Annotated in this window: 19 protein-coding genes; 18 read left to right on the top strand and 1 reads right to left on the bottom strand. The window is 66.9% G+C overall.

All coding sequences use genetic code 11. The features are described from left to right. Nucleotides 1–15 precede the first annotated feature (15 nt). Nucleotides 16–1,269 carry an NAD(P)/FAD-dependent oxidoreductase gene (locus tag G342_RS0106520; RefSeq protein WP_018182309.1) on the top strand — a complete coding sequence of 418 codons (1,254 nt, stop codon included), beginning with the start codon at nt 16–18 and terminating at the stop codon, nt 1,267–1,269. A gap of 12 nt (nt 1,270–1,281) precedes the next feature. Here G342_RS0106520 and G342_RS0106525 read toward each other — a convergent pair whose 3' ends face one another. Next, the gene (locus G342_RS0106525) at nt 1,282–1,596 is read right to left on the bottom strand and encodes a c-type cytochrome (RefSeq protein ID WP_018182310.1); all 315 of its coding nucleotides are present in this window, start codon (nt 1,594–1,596) and stop codon (nt 1,282–1,284) included. Nucleotides 1,597–1,780: 184 nt separating this feature from the next. Here G342_RS0106525 and G342_RS0106530 point away from each other — a divergent pair, with 184 nt between their 5' ends. The 17 genes from G342_RS0106530 (at nt 1,781) to G342_RS0106615 (ending at nt 15,846) form a co-directional block, all read left to right on the top strand. After that, the gene (locus G342_RS0106530) at nt 1,781–2,056 is read left to right on the top strand and encodes a hypothetical protein (protein WP_018182311.1); all 276 of its coding nucleotides are present in this window, start codon (nt 1,781–1,783) and stop codon (nt 2,054–2,056) included. Between the two features lie 213 nt (nt 2,057–2,269). Continuing rightward, nucleotides 2,270–3,700 carry a basic amino acid/polyamine antiporter gene (locus tag G342_RS0106535; protein WP_018182312.1) on the top strand — a complete coding sequence of 477 codons (1,431 nt, stop codon included), beginning with the start codon at nt 2,270–2,272 and terminating at the stop codon, nt 3,698–3,700. Between the two features lie 169 nt (nt 3,701–3,869). Beyond that, nucleotides 3,870–4,145 (top strand): hypothetical protein, encoded by a 276-nt coding sequence (locus G342_RS0106545; RefSeq protein ID WP_018182314.1) that lies wholly within the window; start codon nt 3,870–3,872, stop codon nt 4,143–4,145. Nucleotides 4,146–4,374: 229 nt separating this feature from the next. Next, on the top strand, nt 4,375–5,400 hold the full coding sequence (locus tag G342_RS0106550; RefSeq protein WP_018182315.1) for an aldo/keto reductase: 1,026 nt from the start codon (nt 4,375–4,377) through the stop codon (nt 5,398–5,400). Nucleotides 5,401–5,591: 191 nt separating this feature from the next. Further along, nucleotides 5,592–5,795, top strand: coding sequence for a hypothetical protein (locus tag G342_RS26240; RefSeq protein WP_198010748.1), 204 nt, complete (start codon nt 5,592–5,594; stop codon nt 5,793–5,795). A gap of 137 nt (nt 5,796–5,932) precedes the next feature. After that, entirely contained in the window at nt 5,933–6,133 is a 201-nt protein-coding gene (locus tag G342_RS26245; protein ID WP_018182317.1) for a DUF2934 domain-containing protein, read from the top strand. Between the two features lie 648 nt (nt 6,134–6,781). Beyond that, nucleotides 6,782–7,297 carry a cucumopine synthase-related protein gene (locus G342_RS23465; RefSeq protein ID WP_018182318.1) on the top strand — a complete coding sequence of 172 codons (516 nt, stop codon included), beginning with the start codon at nt 6,782–6,784 and terminating at the stop codon, nt 7,295–7,297. Next, on the top strand, nt 7,294–7,716 hold the full coding sequence (locus G342_RS0106570; RefSeq protein WP_018182319.1) for a hypothetical protein: 423 nt from the start codon (nt 7,294–7,296) through the stop codon (nt 7,714–7,716). The genes G342_RS23465 and G342_RS0106570 overlap by 4 nt, the downstream gene beginning before the upstream one ends. 73 nt (nt 7,717–7,789) lie before the next feature. Further along, a complete protein-coding gene (locus G342_RS0106575; RefSeq protein ID WP_083931138.1) occupies nt 7,790–8,938 on the top strand; it encodes an ABC transporter substrate-binding protein in 1,149 nt (382 codons plus the stop codon). 82 nt (nt 8,939–9,020) lie between these two features. Further along, nucleotides 9,021–10,901: an ABC transporter permease gene (locus tag G342_RS0106580; RefSeq protein WP_018182321.1), complete on the top strand. Its 1,881-nt coding sequence runs from the start codon at nt 9,021–9,023 to the stop codon at nt 10,899–10,901. Nucleotides 10,902–10,903: 2 nt separating this feature from the next. After that, nucleotides 10,904–11,764 carry an ABC transporter ATP-binding protein gene (locus tag G342_RS23470; protein WP_040878366.1) on the top strand — a complete coding sequence of 287 codons (861 nt, stop codon included), beginning with the start codon at nt 10,904–10,906 and terminating at the stop codon, nt 11,762–11,764. Next, nucleotides 11,757–12,494, top strand: coding sequence for an ABC transporter ATP-binding protein (locus G342_RS0106590; RefSeq protein WP_018182323.1), 738 nt, complete (start codon nt 11,757–11,759; stop codon nt 12,492–12,494). Before G342_RS23470 ends, G342_RS0106590 begins: the two co-directional genes overlap by 8 nt. A gap of 4 nt (nt 12,495–12,498) precedes the next feature. Further along, complete coding sequence (gene dhaL, locus G342_RS0106595; protein ID WP_018182324.1) at nt 12,499–13,110, top strand: dihydroxyacetone kinase subunit DhaL; 612 nt, start codon at nt 12,499–12,501, stop codon at nt 13,108–13,110. Further along, nucleotides 13,107–13,493: a dihydroxyacetone kinase phosphoryl donor subunit DhaM gene (dhaM, locus tag G342_RS0106600; RefSeq protein WP_018182325.1), complete on the top strand. Its 387-nt coding sequence runs from the start codon at nt 13,107–13,109 to the stop codon at nt 13,491–13,493. Before dhaL ends, dhaM begins: the two co-directional genes overlap by 4 nt. 10 nt (nt 13,494–13,503) lie before the next feature. Beyond that, a complete protein-coding gene (locus G342_RS0106605) occupies nt 13,504–13,818 on the top strand; it encodes an HPr family phosphocarrier protein (protein ID WP_018182326.1) in 315 nt (104 codons plus the stop codon). Then, nucleotides 13,811–15,442, top strand: coding sequence for a putative PEP-binding protein (locus G342_RS0106610; protein WP_026304188.1), 1,632 nt, complete (start codon nt 13,811–13,813; stop codon nt 15,440–15,442). Before G342_RS0106605 ends, G342_RS0106610 begins: the two co-directional genes overlap by 8 nt. Further along, nucleotides 15,439–15,846 (top strand): hypothetical protein, encoded by a 408-nt coding sequence (locus G342_RS0106615; RefSeq protein WP_018182328.1) that lies wholly within the window; start codon nt 15,439–15,441, stop codon nt 15,844–15,846. Before G342_RS0106610 ends, G342_RS0106615 begins: the two co-directional genes overlap by 4 nt. Nucleotides 15,847–15,868: the final 22 nt, after the last annotated feature.

Here is a 15,868-nt window from a genome sequence, read left to right on the forward strand (position 1 = left end):
GGCAGCGTGCCCGGCATGACATCCTTCGACGGTGACCGGTCCGAACCGGGCGAGGAAGACGATGAGGGCTTGCATCCCGTCCGTTCCGGCGCCGCGCCGTGGCGTCCGCCCGCCGTCGAACTGGCGACGTTGCGCCTCGCCGGCGGCACCGCCTGCGATGTCCTGATCGTCGGCGGCGGCATCACCGGCGCGATGACCGCCGAGGCGCTGACCCGGCAGGGACTTTCCGTGCTGGTGGTCGATCGCGCGTTCCCCGGTCACGGCAGCACCGCCGCCAGCACCGCCATGCTGCTCTGGGAAATCGATACGCCGCTGGTGGAACTGGCCGACGCCTATGGCTTCGACAAGGCTGTATCGGTCTACAGGCGCTCGCTGGCGGCGGTTCGCGAACTGGGCGCGCTGGTGGCGGGGCTGGGGATTGATTGCCGCCACGCGCCACGCCCGTCGCTCTATCTGGCGGAGGCCGGCGCGTTGCCGGACAGCCTCGCGGCCGAGCATGCTGCGCGGCAGCGGGCCGGACTTCCCGGCGAAGCGCTCGATCGCGGCGCCCTGATGGCGCGGTTCGGCATCGATCGCCCCGCCGCGCTGGTGGCAGAGGGAAGCGCCGAGTCCGATCCGGTGCGGCTGGCGCAGGGCCTGCTGCGGCGCGCCTTCGAGCGCGGTGCCCGCTTCGTCGCCGACGAGGTGGTTCGCTATGATTCCCTTCCGCATGGCGGCGCGGTGGCGCTCGCCTCGGGCGCCACGATCGAGGCGGGCACCATCGTGCTGGCGACCGGCTACGATATGCCCGATTTCGTGCCGTCCCGCCTGCACAGGATTGTCTCGACCTGGTGCATCGCGACGCCGCCGCAGGCGGCCGGCAGGCTCTGGCGCGACAGGGCGCTGATCTGGGAGGCGGCCGATCCCTATCTCTACGCCCGCTTCGACGCGGAAAACCGCCTGCTGGTCGGCGGCGAAGACGAGGAAATCGTCGACGCGACGGAGCGGGAGGCGCGGATGCCGGCGAAGGCCGCGCGACTGGTCGACCGGATGCGGGGGCTGCAGCCGCAGCTTTCGTTCGAGATCGAGGCGGCGTGGACGGCCGCCTTCGGCGAGACGGCGGACGGCCTGCCGCTGATCGGGCCGGTTCCAGGCGCACCGAACCTGCTGGCCGCCTATGGCTATGGCGGCAACGGCATCACCTTCAGCTTCCTGGCCTCGCGCATGATTGCGGCCTGGGTCGCCGGCGAGCCGCGCGCCTGGTTCGAGGACTTCGCGATCGATCGCTGAGACGCGGGAGCGTCAGCGCTTCTTCAGCGACATCAGGTAGGCGAGGACATCGCGCTTTTCGTCCTCGCGCAGGCGGAAGATCGTCATCGGAAAATGGTCTTCGTGCAGGAATTTCCGGAAATAGGCCTCGTTGCGGCCGGCGCGGCGGACGATGTCCTCGTAGCGCGGCGCCATCACCGGGTTCGGCTTGTCGTTGGCGCGCAGATGGCATTCGCGGCACCATTGGTCGACGACCTGCTTGCCGCGCGCCGCCGCGCTCTCGGCGAGTACCGGACCGGCCAGGCAGAGGCTGCCGAGCGTGATGAAAGCCAAACTTGCCAGACGCATCGCAGATCCCCCGATATCGAACCTCCGCCTGCTCTAGCGCACCGCTTCCGGCTTGGCTACCGGCGCCGGCGAGCGATCGCGAGCAGATCACCTTTCGTTCATCCGGGTTGCTATGGCGGCGCATGGACGCCACGTCTGGCACGGGCTGGCGGGCACTTCGATGACAATCCGCCGGAGAACAGAAATGAAGAAACTCACCCTGCTCCTGGCCCTATCGGGCCTTGTCCTGACTACCGGCTCGGCTCTCGCCGCAGACGTCTACAATGGTGTCGTCGCACGTGCCGATCCGATGACGGGTGAAGTGACGTTGCTGGGCGGCTCGACCTTCCAGGTCAGCGAGCCGGTCCTGCTGCACGGCCTGGCGCCGGGCGAGCACGTCATCGTCACGGTCAATGAGAATAACACCGTCGGAATTCAGGAAGACTCTTCCTATTCCGGCGCTGGTGACGGCGGGTACTAATCCTGTCCGCTCCCTTCATGGCCATCGCCTGTCTTGATAATCCTGGATCTCCCGGGACGGATGGTTCGTCCGCCCCGGGTTCGGTTTCTTTCCCCTCCCAGTAGAATTCGTTTGAATTCACCATCCAAAGCAGGAATGAGCGGTATTGTGCCGCGCCTGTCCTTGCCTGCCTCTGCGGCAGGGAAACGTCGCGTCCGTTCCGGGGGGAATCACATGGCATCGTCGTCGGCGCAGAAACTGTCCCTGCCCAATCTGAGCGCCATGGTGGTCGGCTCGATGGTGGGTGCGGGCATCTTCTCGCTGCCGCAGACCTTCGGCCGCGTCACAGGCGGCTTCGGCGCGCTGATCGCGTGGGCAATCGCCGGCACCGGCATGCTGATGCTGGCGCTGGTGTTCCAGAGCCTGTCGCGCCGCAAGCCGGATCTCGATGCCGGCGTCTTCGCCTATGCCAAGGCCGGCTTCGGCAACTATCTCGGCTTCGCCTCGGCGCTCGGCTACTGGACCGTCTGCTGCCTCGGCAACGTCTCCTATTTCGTGCTGATCAAGTCGACGCTGGGCGCGCTGGTGCCGACCTTCGGCGAGGGCAACACGGTGACCGCCATCCTCAGTTCGTCGCTGATCCTCTGGGGCGTGCACTTCATGATCCTGCGCGGCGTCAAGCAGGCGGCGGGCCTCAACACCATTGTCACCGTCGCCAAGATCATCCCGATCCTGATCTTCCTGGTCTTTGTCGGTTTTGGCTTCCAAGCCGACATCTTCGCGCTCAATTTCTGGGGCGGCGAGGCGCCGACCTTTGGCGATCTGTTCAACCAGGTGCGCGGCACCATGCTGGTGACGGTGTTCGTCTTCGTCGGCATCGAGGGGGCGAGCGTCTATTCGCGCTATGCCAGGAACCGCGACGATGTCGGTCTGGCCACCATCCTTGGCTTCGTCGGCGTGCTCTGCCTGCTGGTGCTGGTGACGATGCTGTCCTACGGCGTGCTGCTGCGGCCGGAACTGGCGGCCTTGCGCAATCCGTCCATGGCCGGCGTCTTGCAGGCGGTGGTCGGGCGCTGGGGCGCCGTCTTCGTCAGCATCGGCCTGATCATCTCGGTGCTCGGCGCCTATCTGTCCTGGTCGCTGCTCGCCGCCGAGGTGCTCTATTCCGCCGCGCGGATGGAGAGCATGCCGCGCTTCCTGGCGCGCGAGAACCGGAACCAGGTGCCGGCGGCGGCGCTGTGGCTGACCAGCAGCCTGATCCAGATCTTCCTCGTCTTCACCTTTTTCGCCGAGCAGGCCTTCCTGCTGGCGCTGAAGCTGACCTCGTCGATGATCCTGCTGCCCTATCTGCTGGTGGCCGCCTATGCGCTGAAGCTCGCCCTTCGCGGCGAGACCTATGCGGGCGATCCGGCGGCGCGGCGCGGCGATCTGGTGCGGGCGACGATCGCCACCGCCTATGCCGTCGGCCTGATCTATGCCGGCGGGCTCAAATTCCTGCTGCTTTCGACGGTGATCTACGCGCCCGGCACCATTCTGTTCGTCATCGCCCGCCGTGAGCAGGGCAAGCGCGTCTTCACGCCGGCCGAATGGGCTTTGTTCGCCGTCGCGGTCGCCGGCGCGCTCGCCGCGCTCTACGGCCTCGCCACCGGATTGATCAGCGTCTGAGCGAGTGGCGGCCGAAGTTTGCCGTCCGGACGATGACGCAAGGCATGGCCATCATATGGCTGCCGGATGAAATTTTGTTCATGTTCGTCCCGACCGATTGCCGCGCCTCGGGCCGGGGCCATCTTTGCAAAAGGGATGGGGAAACCGATCGGATCAAGGAAACGAAGTCATGAGCAAGCTCGCCTTCATTCTTCCCCTCGCCGGTCTTCTCGTCGGCGGTCCCGCCCTCGCGGCGGAAACAATCGGCGGTGTTGTGAGCCATGCCGATCCCGCCATGGGCACCATCACGATCGTCGGCAGTGGTACCTATCGGGTCAGCCAACCGCTCTTGCTCCGGAACCTCGCCCCCGGTGAGCATGTCATTATCACCAAGAACGACAACGGCACGATCGGCCTTCAGGAAGACAGCAATTTCTCCGACGGCAGCGGCCAGAACGCTTACTAGGCGACAATCAAACGAAGAGGGCCGCCCAGTGGGGCGGCCCTCTTCGTTTTTGTGCCGCCAGGCCTTGGCGGCCGTCACGGGGTCTTGACGGAACCGGAGTTCAATGCGGAACCTGTCGCCGCGAAGGGACGGGGGAGATGTCCGGTCGCGCGGCGCCGGCGAGGGTCCGGGGCGCGCGCATCGGTGGCGTTTCCTTTCCGTTCCGAAAAATCACAGGGAATGGAACGCCATGGCACTTGAAACACGTCCGCTCGGACGGACGGGGATCCCGGTCACCACGCTCGGCTTCGGCTCCGCGCCGCTCGGCGATCTCTATCACCGGCTCGACGACAAGGCGGCGCTCGGCGCCGTCGAGGCGGCAGTCGAGGCGGGCGTCACGCTCTACGACACCTCGCCCTTCTACGGCCACGGCCTGGCCGAGCACCGCATCGGCACCGTGCTGCGCCGTGTGCCGCGCAAATCCTATGTGCTGTCGACCAAGGTCGGCCGCTGGATGGACCCGCTGCATCAGCCGGCCGACGGCAACACCCAGCCGCCGAATTTCGCCGGCGGCCTGCCGCATCCGGCCCGCCTCGATTACTCCTATGACGGCGCCATGCGCTCGCTGGAGCAGTCGCTGATCCGCCTCGGCACCGACCGGATCGAGATCGTGCTGATCCACGATGTCGACGTCTATACCCATGGCAAGGACAAGGTCGAAGGCCACTTCAAGGCGGCGATGGACGGCGTCTACAAGGCTCTGGAGAAGCTCCGCGCCGAGAAGGTGATCGACGCGATCGGCGTCGGCCTGAACGAGGCCGACATGTGCGAGCGCTTTGCCCGCGCCGGCGATTTCGACGCCATGCTGCTGGCCGGCCGCTATTCGCTTCTGGAGCAGCCGGCGCTCGACAGCTTCCTGCCGCTGGCGGTGGAGAAGGGCATCGGCATGATGCTGGGCGGCGTGTTCAATTCCGGCATCCTCGCCACCGGCCCGGTCCCGGGCGCGAAATACAATTATCGGGATGCGCCGCCGGAGATCCTCGACCGCGTGGCGAAGATCCAGGCCGTCTGCGAAGCGCATGGCGTCTCGCTTGCCGACGCGGCGCTCCGCTTCCCGCTCGGTCATCCCGCCGTCGCCTCGCTGGTGATGGGCTCGGTCTCGGCTGACGAGACGAAGCGCAACCGCGCCGCCTTCGAGCGTCCGGTGCCGGTCTCGCTCTGGTCCGATCTGAAGACGGCCGGCCTGCTCCGCCCCGACGCGCCGACGCCGGCCTGACGAACGACACCCGGCGGTGACCTAGGTCGCCGCCGGCCGCTCGATCCCTTGTCCTGGACTTACCGTCTCCCGCCGGTCTGCCGCGCGAAATCGATGGGATTCGGCTAGGGCTGGATGGCGCAGGCCGGACCGCCTGTTAGGTCAGGCGCCGACCCGTATCCACGGATGCCCTACTGCACCAATTGCGATTCTTGTTCGACCTGGCCAGGGAGCGCGCCTATCGCACCGCGCTGCTGAGATCGTCGGTCTTGCAATGGGTGAATCTCGACCGGTTCCTGTTGGCGGCCCGAATCGATCAACTCGTCTGCGCCGAGACCAGCGGCAGCCGCTGGCCAATGATCTCGGCATTGACGACGCCTTTGCCGTCGAGCAGTTCGAGGCTCGAGTACTATTGAGCGGCGGCGGGCGCGCATGTCGGAAGGGGGGCGTCCCGAATTCGGTGCTGCCTCACACCTGTCTCCGGAACCGGCTGCCCCCGGGCGGGTTGAATCCCAGCAGGCGCGCATGTCGGCTTGCTCAGGGAGGGAATTCCATGACCCAGTTCACCGAACAAGAGATCGCGGACGAAGCCCACCGGATCTGGCTGGCCGAACGGAAGCCCGAGGGCAGGGCGGAGAGCCACTGGCACCAGGCGATCGAGAACCTGAAGGCGCGCAGCAACCTGCCGGCCGAGAGCGCCAGCGCCGCCGCCGGCGAGCGCATGCCATCCGAAAAGATCGCGTCGGAACTCTGAACCGCGGCGTCCGTCCCGGGATCGAATCCCACTCGGCCTCCGCCGCGCGAGGGAGATCTGTCGCTTTGCCCTCTTCGCCGCCAGCATCGGCTCGATGCTGGGAGCGCTCTTCGGAAGGCGCTCGGGCCGCTGCGGCCAGATCATCGTCGAGTCCTGGAGCCGAGGCTCCGCCTCGCCGGCCAGGGCTGGCGAAAACGACCGCACAGATCCGTCGTCGGGCGTGGGTCGCGCAAGAGTCGGCGCAGCGAAGGATGACAGCCGACGCGTCGCGTCAATCCGGCTCGCATGGCGAGGTCCTCGCAAGCGATGATCAGAACGGACCTAACCTATTCGTCGCTTCCTCGCGCTCAAGGCAATGTCGAGGCTTTTCGCGCGGTGTTGACACCTTCATAGCGCTCGCAGCTTTCGCGCTGCCGCCGAGGCGTGACGACCAAGACGGCGGGCCTTCCGGCCTTTCCTGTCGTGAGCCGCACCCGGGATGCGGGAGCCGCCACCGATGTCGTCGATCTTTGATGCCGGGCAAGTTGGAACTGCTTGGCTGAGCGATGTCGGCAAGGTCTTGTCAAGGTTTTCAAACTCCGATAGCAATTTGTTGAGTGCTAAACAACTCGGATAAACCCGAGGGTTTTGAGCCGCTACGGAGGACCCATGGCATTGGAAGAAGCGATCGCGCTGTTTCAGCGCGAGTGCGAGGCTATCTGGCTGAAACAGCCTGAAGAGATTCGTATTCTGTCGCGCGGCGAAGGCGTGCGCGGCGTGGGTTCGCGCGGGCAGTATCTGACCCCGCTGATCTTCGCCGAGGGCACGGCCCGGTCGCTCGCCGACGAGACCATGTGGGTGGTTCGCCTGATGTGCGACCGTCCCGAAACCGATCTCGCCACGCTGAAGGTGGTCATTTCGGAGATGGTCGGCCGCAAGGCGGGCTTCTTCGAACTGTTCGGTCTCGAACATGCCTCGGGTCTGGTCCGCACCTACATCGCCGAGGCGCAGGCCGTCGACAATCTCGACGATCTGCGGCGTCTGACGGATGCGGCGCTGGCCTATGCCAACCGCGTGCATGTGTGGCTGGACGCGGCCTTCCCCTGGGGGGTCTGCACCGGATTCATGCGTCCGGGTTACGGCACGCGCAATGCCGAGGGTCTGGAGCAGGGAGCCCGTTCATGAAACTGATCCTCAACATGGATGGCCGCGACACCTGCACCATCGAGATCTGGGAAGACCGCTATCCGGCGGTGGCCGAGGCGCTGCGCAAGGTTCTGCCGGTGACCAGCATCGCCCAGCACGGCAAGATCGTCGGCGATCTCCTGTATTTCTGCCTGCCGGTGCTGATGCCGAACGAGAAGCCGCTGACGCTGACGGAAATCTGCCGCCAGCGCCGCGCCGAGAAGGGGACCGCCGGCGGTTCCGTCTGCTTCTACGGTCCGCGCCAGCAGATCTGCATCTACTACGGCGACGATGTCTCGCCCGAGCCGTTCGAGCTGTCCTATTGCGGCGAGATCATCGAGGGCAACACCGAGATGGAACTCGCCGCCGTGAAGACCTGGACCAGCCCGGGTGTCCCGCTGACCCTGCGACTGGCTTGATCTGATCCCCGCGCGTCCGCAAGGCCGCGCGGGTTTTTGCATAAGAAACCATCCAGAAAAATCGGGAACCATCATGAAACGTCGTATGAACTGGCTGGGTCGTGCCGGTCTCGCTTTGGTCGCCGCCGGCCTGCTGCAGGGCCTCGCCGCGCCGGCGCCGGCCTTGGCGCAATCGCAGGATTCCGTGACCTTCGGCTTCTTCGCGCCGCTGACCGGCCGCTTCGGCGCCAATGGCGAGCGCTTCAAGGAAGCCGTCAACCTGTTCGTCGAGCAGACCAACGCCGCCGGCGGCATCGGCGGCAAGCCGCTGGTCGTGCTGACCGAAGACGATCGCGGCGAGCCGATGCAGGCGACCGCCATCGCGCAGAAATTCTCCGAGAATCCCGCCGTCGTCGCGGCGATCGGCTCGTTCACCAGCGGCAACTCGATCGCCGCCGGCGAGATCTTCGCCGCCGCCGGCGTGCCGCAGGTCAGCCCGTCGTCGTCGCACCCCGACTACACCAAGATCTCCAAGTACCAGTTCCGTATCCCGAATACCCAGGACACGATGTCCCTGAAGTATGTCTCGGCGCTGAAGGACAATGCCCCGCACAAGCGGGTCGCCATCATCTATTTCCAGGATGACTGGGGCATCTTCGTCGGCAACGCTACCAAGGCGGCGCTGGAGAAGGACGGCTCGGAAGTGCCGGTGTTCGAGGCGATGCTTCCCGACGCTCGCGATTTCCGGCCGCTGGTGACGAAGCTGCGCCAGGCCAATGTCGACAGCATCCTGCTCGCCAGCCACTACGGCCCGTCGGCCACCTTCCTGCAGCAGCTGCGGCAGGCGGGCCTGGAGCAGACGGTTGTCGGCCCCGAGACGCTCTACAATCCCGAGCTGATCACGCTCGCCGGCGATGCCGCGAACGGCGTCATCACCACCACCTATTTCTTCCCGGGTGATCCGACGAAGGTCGCCTTCGTCGACGCGTACAAGGCCAAGTATGGCCGCGATCCCGACCTCTGGGCGGCCTATGCCTATGACGCGATCGCCATCGCGACCGCCGGAGCCAAGGCTCTGGCCGACGCCGGCAAGCCGGTCACCCGCGACGCCCTGCGCGACGCGATCGCCGACCTGCCGGCCTATGACGGCGTGACCGGCGTGACGAAGTTCGTCAACGGCACCCCCGCCAAGGATCTGACGATCCTGAAGATCAAGGACGGCGCCTACACGCTGCTTCAGTGACGATCTCCCGGCCATGATTGCGCCGAGGGCCCGATAGCGGGTCCTCGGCCGCCAGGCGGCGATCTTTCAAGGCTTACCCGACATGCTGGAACTCTTCCTGAGTCAGATCCTTAACGGGGTCGTGATCGGCTTCGTCTATGCCCTCATCGCACTTGGCTTCAGCCTCGTGTTCGGTGTGGCCAACATCATCAACTTCGCCCAGGGCGCGCTGTTGATGCTGGGAGCGTTCCTGACCTTCACCATGGTCAGGCTAGGTGCGCCCATCGCCGTGGCGATCCCGCTGGCGATTGCCATCACCACGGCCACCGGCATGTTGATCGAACGCCTGGCGCTGCGGCCGTTGCAGAACGCGCCCTATATCGCGCCGCTGCTGTCGACGCTGGCGATCGCCATCATCTTCGACGCTGCGGCCGAGATGATCTGGACGGCGGAGATCCAGTCCTTTCCGTCGCCGCTGTCGAAATATGTGGTGTTCGTCGGTTCCGCCTATCTGACCGGCGTCGACTTCCTGATCATCGCCGTGTCGCTTTCCGTCATGGCGGGACTGATGCTGTTCCTGTCGCGCAGCTGGATGGGCAAGGCCCTCCGCGCCACGGCGCAGGATCCCGAGGCGGCGACGCAGATGGGCATCAACGTGCCCCTGATGCGGCAGTTCTCGTTCGGACTCGCCGGCGCTCTCGGCGCGCTGGCCGGCGTGCTGATCGGCATGTACTACATGTCCGTCTTTCCGCAGATGGGCATCCCCTACGGCCTCAAGGGCTTCGCCGCGGCATTGCTGGGCGGCCTGTCGTCGATACCCGGCGCCATCGTCGGCGGCATTCTGCTCGGCATCTTCGAGAGCCTCGCCTCCGGCTATGTCGGTGAAGGCTGGCGCGACGTCATCGCCTTCAGCGTGCTGCTGCTGGTGCTGATCGTCCGTCCGCACGGCCTGTTCGGCAACAAGTCGCTCGACGCGCTGGGCGGCGCCTCGGGCGCCACGGGTGGCATTCCGACCACCTCGGTCGTCGCTTCGATGGCAGGCGCCACAGGGCGCACCAAGCAACGGCTGATCGAGGCGCCGTTGCTGGTCCTGCTCGGCGTCATCGCGCTGTTCGCGCTGCTCCCGGCGCTGGGCGGCTCCAACTATCTGCTCCAGGTCGGCACGCAGGCGGCGATCTATGCCGTGCTGGCGGTGTCGCTCACCCTGTTGACCGGCTCGGCCGGTATCATCTCGATCGGTCATGCCGCCTTCTTCGGCGTCGGCGCTTATGCGGCAGCCCTGGCAGGGCGCAACTGGGGGATCCCCGCCGAGGCAGCCTTCCTGCTGGCCGGTGTCGCGGCGGCGGTGTTCGCGGCGGTGCTCTACTGGCCGACGATCCGCCTGTCCGGCCACACGGTCGGCCTTGCGACGCTCGCCATCGGCCAGATCGTCTATCTCGTCTGCCTGAACTGGGTGGATGTCACGCGCGGCCCGATGGGCATTCCCGGCGTGCAGCGGCCCTCGCTGCTGCTCGGCGGCATCGACATGAAGAGCCTGGCGGCGCAGTACTGGCAGGCCCTGGTGGTCCTCGCCATCGCGGTCACGATCGCCTTCGCGATGCTCAACTCGCCGATCGGCCGCACCTGGCGCGCCATCCGGGAGGACCGGCTGGCCGCTCGCGCCTCCGGTGTTCCGGTTTCGCGCTATCTGACGCTGGTGTTCCTGGTGTCGGGCTTCCTGGCCGGACTGGCGGGCGCGCAGTTCGCCTTCCTGCAGAACTTCGTCAGTCCCGAGAGCTTCATGATCGACACGTCGATCGTGCTGATCTCGATGATCGTGCTGGGTGGTCTCGGCAACATCACCGGCGCGCTGGTGGGCGGCGTCCTGCTGGCCTTGCTGCCAGAGGTCCTGCGCGAGTTCGCGCAGTATCGAATGCTCGCCTATGGCGCGATTCTTCTCCTTCTTCTGCGCTTCCGTCCGCAGGGACTGGCAGGGACCCGATGAGCATGAGCACCCCAAACTCCGCCGCGCTCGTCATCGACAAGGTCAATCGTCGCTTCGGCGGTGTCGTGGCCGCCAATGCGTTGGATTTCACCATTCGCCAGGGCGAATTCCTCGCGGTGGTGGGGCCCAATGGCGCCGGCAAATCCACGCTGTTGCAGATGATCAGCGGCGTCATCCGCCCGCAGGAAGGCGAAATTCGCCTGGGCGGCCGGCGCATCGACCGGCTGACACCCGAGGCGATCAACGCGCTCGGCATCTCGCGCACCTTCCAGACGAGCCGCGTGTTCCCGATGCTGACCATCCGCGACAGCATCCTGGTCGGCACCCAGGTTGGCCTGATCGGAGGCGGGCGCAGCCCGCGCCGCTACGGACCGGTCGGCGAACTCGTCTCGGCGCTGTTCCGGTTGCCCGGCTATCGCGCCAGCGCTGCCGCGGCCGAAGCCCGCGCGGAAGAGGTGATGAAGATGTTCGGCGACCGGCTGTGGCCGCGCCGGAACGACCAGGCATTCTCGCTGTCCTACGCCAACCGGCGCCGGCTCGAGATTGCCCGCGCGCTGGTCCAGGATCCCGACATCCTGCTCCTGGACGAGCCCGCCGCCGGCATGAACCCCAGCGAGACCGACGAGCTGACCGAGATCATCGCGGAGCTGCGCCGCAGCCGGCCGTCGATGACGATCGTCATGGTCGAGCACAAACTGCAGGTCGTTCGCCAACTGGCGGAACGCTGCATCGTCATGTCCCAGGGCACGGTGATCGTCGACGATACGCCGGCCGGAGCTCTGGAGGATCCGCGGGTGATCGAGGCCTATCTGGGCACGAAGCGCTCGGCTGCCGCCTTTGGAAAGGTGAACGACGATGGCTGAGGCACCCAAGTCGGCACCGCTGGTGTCGTTGACGGATATCGATGTGTTCTACGGTCCGGTGCAGGCGCTGTTCGGCGTCAATGTCTCCGTCATGCCCGGCGAGACGGTCGTCGTTCTCGGCGGCAACGCGTCGGGCAAGTCGACGACGGTCAAGACCGTGCTGGGGCTGGTCAAGGTCGCGCGCGGCGATGTCACCTTCGAGGGGCAGCGCGTGAACGGCACGCCCGCCTACCAGATGATCGCGCGCGGTCTCGGCTCGATCCCCGAGGGACGGCGGATGTTTTCCGAGATGACCGTCCTGGATAATCTCAAGCTCGGGGCCTATGTCCGCCGCGGCGAACCCAAGGCCGAGATGGACGCCCAGATCGAAGAGGCGCTGGCCATGTTCCCGAGGCTCGCCGAGCGACGCAACCAGATATCCGGCACAATGTCCGGCGGTGAGCAGCAGATGCTGGCCATGGCGCGCGCATGGATGCGCAAGCCGAAGCTGCTCTGCATCGACGAGCCGTCGATGGGACTGTCGCCGCTTTTCGTCGATCAGGTCTACGACATCCTGGCGAAGTGGAAGGCCCTCGGCCTGACGATCCTGATGGTCGAGCAGAACGCCAACATGGCGCTGTCGATCGCCGATCGGGGCTATGTGCTCAAGCAGGGCCACGTCTCGGTGACCGGGACGGCTGCCGAGCTTCGGGACAATGACGACGTTCGTCGCGCCTATCTTGGAGGATAAGGGCATGCAGATCGACTCGGCCTTGCGCCGGCGGTTGATTGAGGAGATGGCCGCCACGGTCGAGGCGCATTGTCAGGAGCTGACGGAGCTGGACCAGGCCATCGGCGATGGCGACCACGGCACCGGCATGAAGCGCGGCTTCGATGCGGTGCTGGCCCATGCCGACAAGCTGGCGGACCAGCCGCTGCCGGCGGCCCTGCGCGGTATCGGCCAGACGCTCGTGATGTCGATGGGCGGCGCCTCCGGCCCGCTCTATGGCACCTTCTTCCTGGAGTTGGGCAAGGCGCTGGACGAGAACCCCGACCGGGCGGCTTTCGCGGCCGGTTTCGCCCGAGCCATGGCCGCGGTCGCCGCGCGCGGCAAGTCCGAGCCAGGACAGAAGACTCTGCTCGATGTGTTGGCGCCGGTTTCAGCCGCGCTGGCGGAGAATGAGACGCCTGCGGGCATTGCACGCGTCGCCGCCGAGGCTGCCGAAGCCACTGTGCCGATGCAGGCGCTGCGTGGGCGGGCCGCTTTCCTGGGTGCCCGCTCGGTGGGACATATGGATCCCGGCGCACGCTCGGCCTCGTTGATCATCGGTGCCGTCTGTGCCGTGCTGGAAGGAACATCTGGATGAACGTCGGAATCGTGATCGTCTCGCATTCGCCCAAGGTGGCGGAGGGCGCCGCCGACATGGTGCGCCAGATGGTGGGGGACAGCGTGCCGCTCGCCTATACGGGTGGCGACGAGGCAGGGGGCCTGGGAACCAGCGTGGCGCGCATCCTGGATGCGATCAACGCCGCGTGGAGCGAGGCGGGAGTCGCCGTGCTGGTCGATCTCGGCGGCGCCGAGACCAACAGCGAGATGGCCATCGAGATGCTGCCGCCGGAACGCCGGGAGCGTGCGGTGATCTGCAACGCGCCCATCGTCGAGGGCGCCGTCATCGCCGCAGCGGAAGCCTCGGGCGGATCGTCGCTGGCGAAGGTTCAGGCCGTCGCCGACGAGCTGTCGTCGCAATAAGGGATTCCCGATGTCGCAGGAACATGTCGTCGCTTCGGCCATCCTCACCAACGAATCGGGCATGCACGCCCGGCCTTCCGTCAAGCTGACGCAGCTGGCCAAGTCCTTCCCGGCGGCGATCGAGGTTGCGACCGACGAAGCCGGCCCGTGGGTGGACGCCAAGAGCCCGGTGAAGCTCATGCGATTTCGCGCGCCGCAGGGCACGCGGCTCTGGATGCGCGCCTCCGGCGAGGGGGCGCAGCAGGCGCTCGACGAAATGATGTCGCTGGTCTCCCGTAACTTCGACGAGGCTGGCCCGGCGCCGGATGGCGGCGGTCATGGCTGAGCGGCTGCTCGTCGGGGTCGCGGCGTCGCCGGGACTGGTCTCGGGTCGCCTGTGGCGCCCCGAGTCCGAGGCCGCCTCGCAGGCCGATCCTGCCGCGTCCACCGGGGATGACGAGGCGGCATTGCATGGCGCCATCGCTTCGGCGGGGCAGGCGCTGGCGGCGCTGCTGGGGGAACTCGACGGCGACGAGGCCGAGGTGGTCGGCATGCAGATCGCCTTTCTCGAGGATGACGAGCTGGCCCGTCCGGCCTTTGAGGCGATTGCCGCAGGCCAACCGGCCGGCGCGGCCTGGGCGGCAGCCATGGATGCCGAGATCGCCGCCTATCAGGCCTCGGACGACGAGTATTTTCGCGCCCGCGCCGTCGATTTCCAGGATATCCGCGATCGTGTCCTGGCGGAGCTGTCCGGCGGGGCGAGCGGGCCGCTGGTGGTGCCCGACCACGCGATCCTGCTGGCGGCCGAACTGCGCCCGTCCGAGTTCCTGTCGGCCCGCTGGGGCGCTGGCGCGGGACTTGCGCTGGCGCAGGGCAGCCCGACCAGCCATGTCGCCATGCTGGCGCGCGGCCGAGGGCTTGCCATGGTGGTCGGACTGGGCCCCGAGGTGCTGGATCTCCACGGCGAGGCGCTTCTCGACGGCGCCGAAGGAACGCTGGTTGTCGCGCCGGAGCAAGGTCGATTGGCAGCGGCCGGCGCCCGTATCGCTTCGGAAGAAGCCGGCCGGGCGCAGGCGGCGGTCTATGCCGCGCGGCCGGCGCTCAGCCGTGACGGTGTGCGGGTCGCCGTGCAGGCGACCATCGCGGATCCGTCAGACCTCGACGGTCTGGATCCGGCCCATTTCGATGGCATCGGCCTGGTACGGACCGAATTGTTCCTCGATCGCCCGGAGCGGTTGACGGACGAGGAGGGGCAGCTAGCCGCCTATGCGCGGATCCTCGCCTGGGCCGGCGGGCGGCCGGTGACGGTTCGCACGCTCGATGCCGGCGGCGACAAGCCTATCGCGGGCTACACGCCGGCGCATGAAGCCAATCCGTTTCTGGGCATGCGCGGGATCCGTCTGTCGCTGCGCCATCCCGACGTGTTCCGCGTCCAGCTGCGCGCGCTGGCCCGCGCCGCGGCGACCGGGCCGCTCAAGGTGATGCTGCCGATGGTGACGCTGCCGCGCGAACTCGCGGATGCCCGCGCCCTGCTCGAAGCCGAGATCGCGGCATTGGCCGCGGCCGGCGTCGCGCATGGCCGTCCCGCGCTCGGCATCATGGTTGAGGTTCCGGCCGTCGCCATCACCCCCGAACGGTTCGACGCCGAATTCTTCTCGATCGGATCGAATGATCTGGTGCAGTATACCTGCGCCGTCAGCCGCGAGGAGGCCGCGTCGGCGGAGCTCGGTTCTGTGGCGGATCCTTCGGTTTTGGCACTGATCGCCCGCGTGGCGGCGCATGGCCGGCAGGTCGGGCGCGAAGTCAGCCTGTGCGGCGACGCCGGCGGCGATCCGGCCTTGGTGCCGGCGTTGCTGACGGCCGGCCTGCGGTCGCTCTCGGTCCAGCCCGGATTGGCCGGTGCGGTCAAGGCGGTGATCGCCGGGCTCGATCTGGCTTCGACCGATGAACCGAGCACCCCGCCGTCATGACGACATCCCGCGTTCCCAAGCCCGTCCGGAATTACAAGGAGCTGCTGCGCAGCGTCCTGGACAACCGGCCCTCGGGTACGCGGCAAAGGCTGGCGGTGGCGCTGGGCACGAACCGATCCTTCGTGTCGCAGATCAGCAGTCCCAGCTACCGGGTGGCCATCCCCACCCATCACATCGATACGATCCTCGAAGTCTGCCATTTCTCGCCAGCCGAGAAGGCCGAGTTCCTGGCCGCCTATGATGTCGCTCATCCCAACCAGCGGCAGCAATCCGACAACAGCCCCGGCCATCGGACGATCCAGATGACCGTGCCGGATCTGGGCAATGCGAGGGCCAATCGTCTGATGGACGAGGCGCTGCACGACATGGTCCGCAACATCATCCGCATCCTGCAAGAAAAGTGACCCGCATTCAGGGGGAGGAAGT

The organism is Kaistia granuli DSM 23481, from assembly GCF_000380505.1.
Taxonomy (GTDB): domain Bacteria; phylum Pseudomonadota; class Alphaproteobacteria; order Rhizobiales; family Kaistiaceae; genus Kaistia; species Kaistia granuli.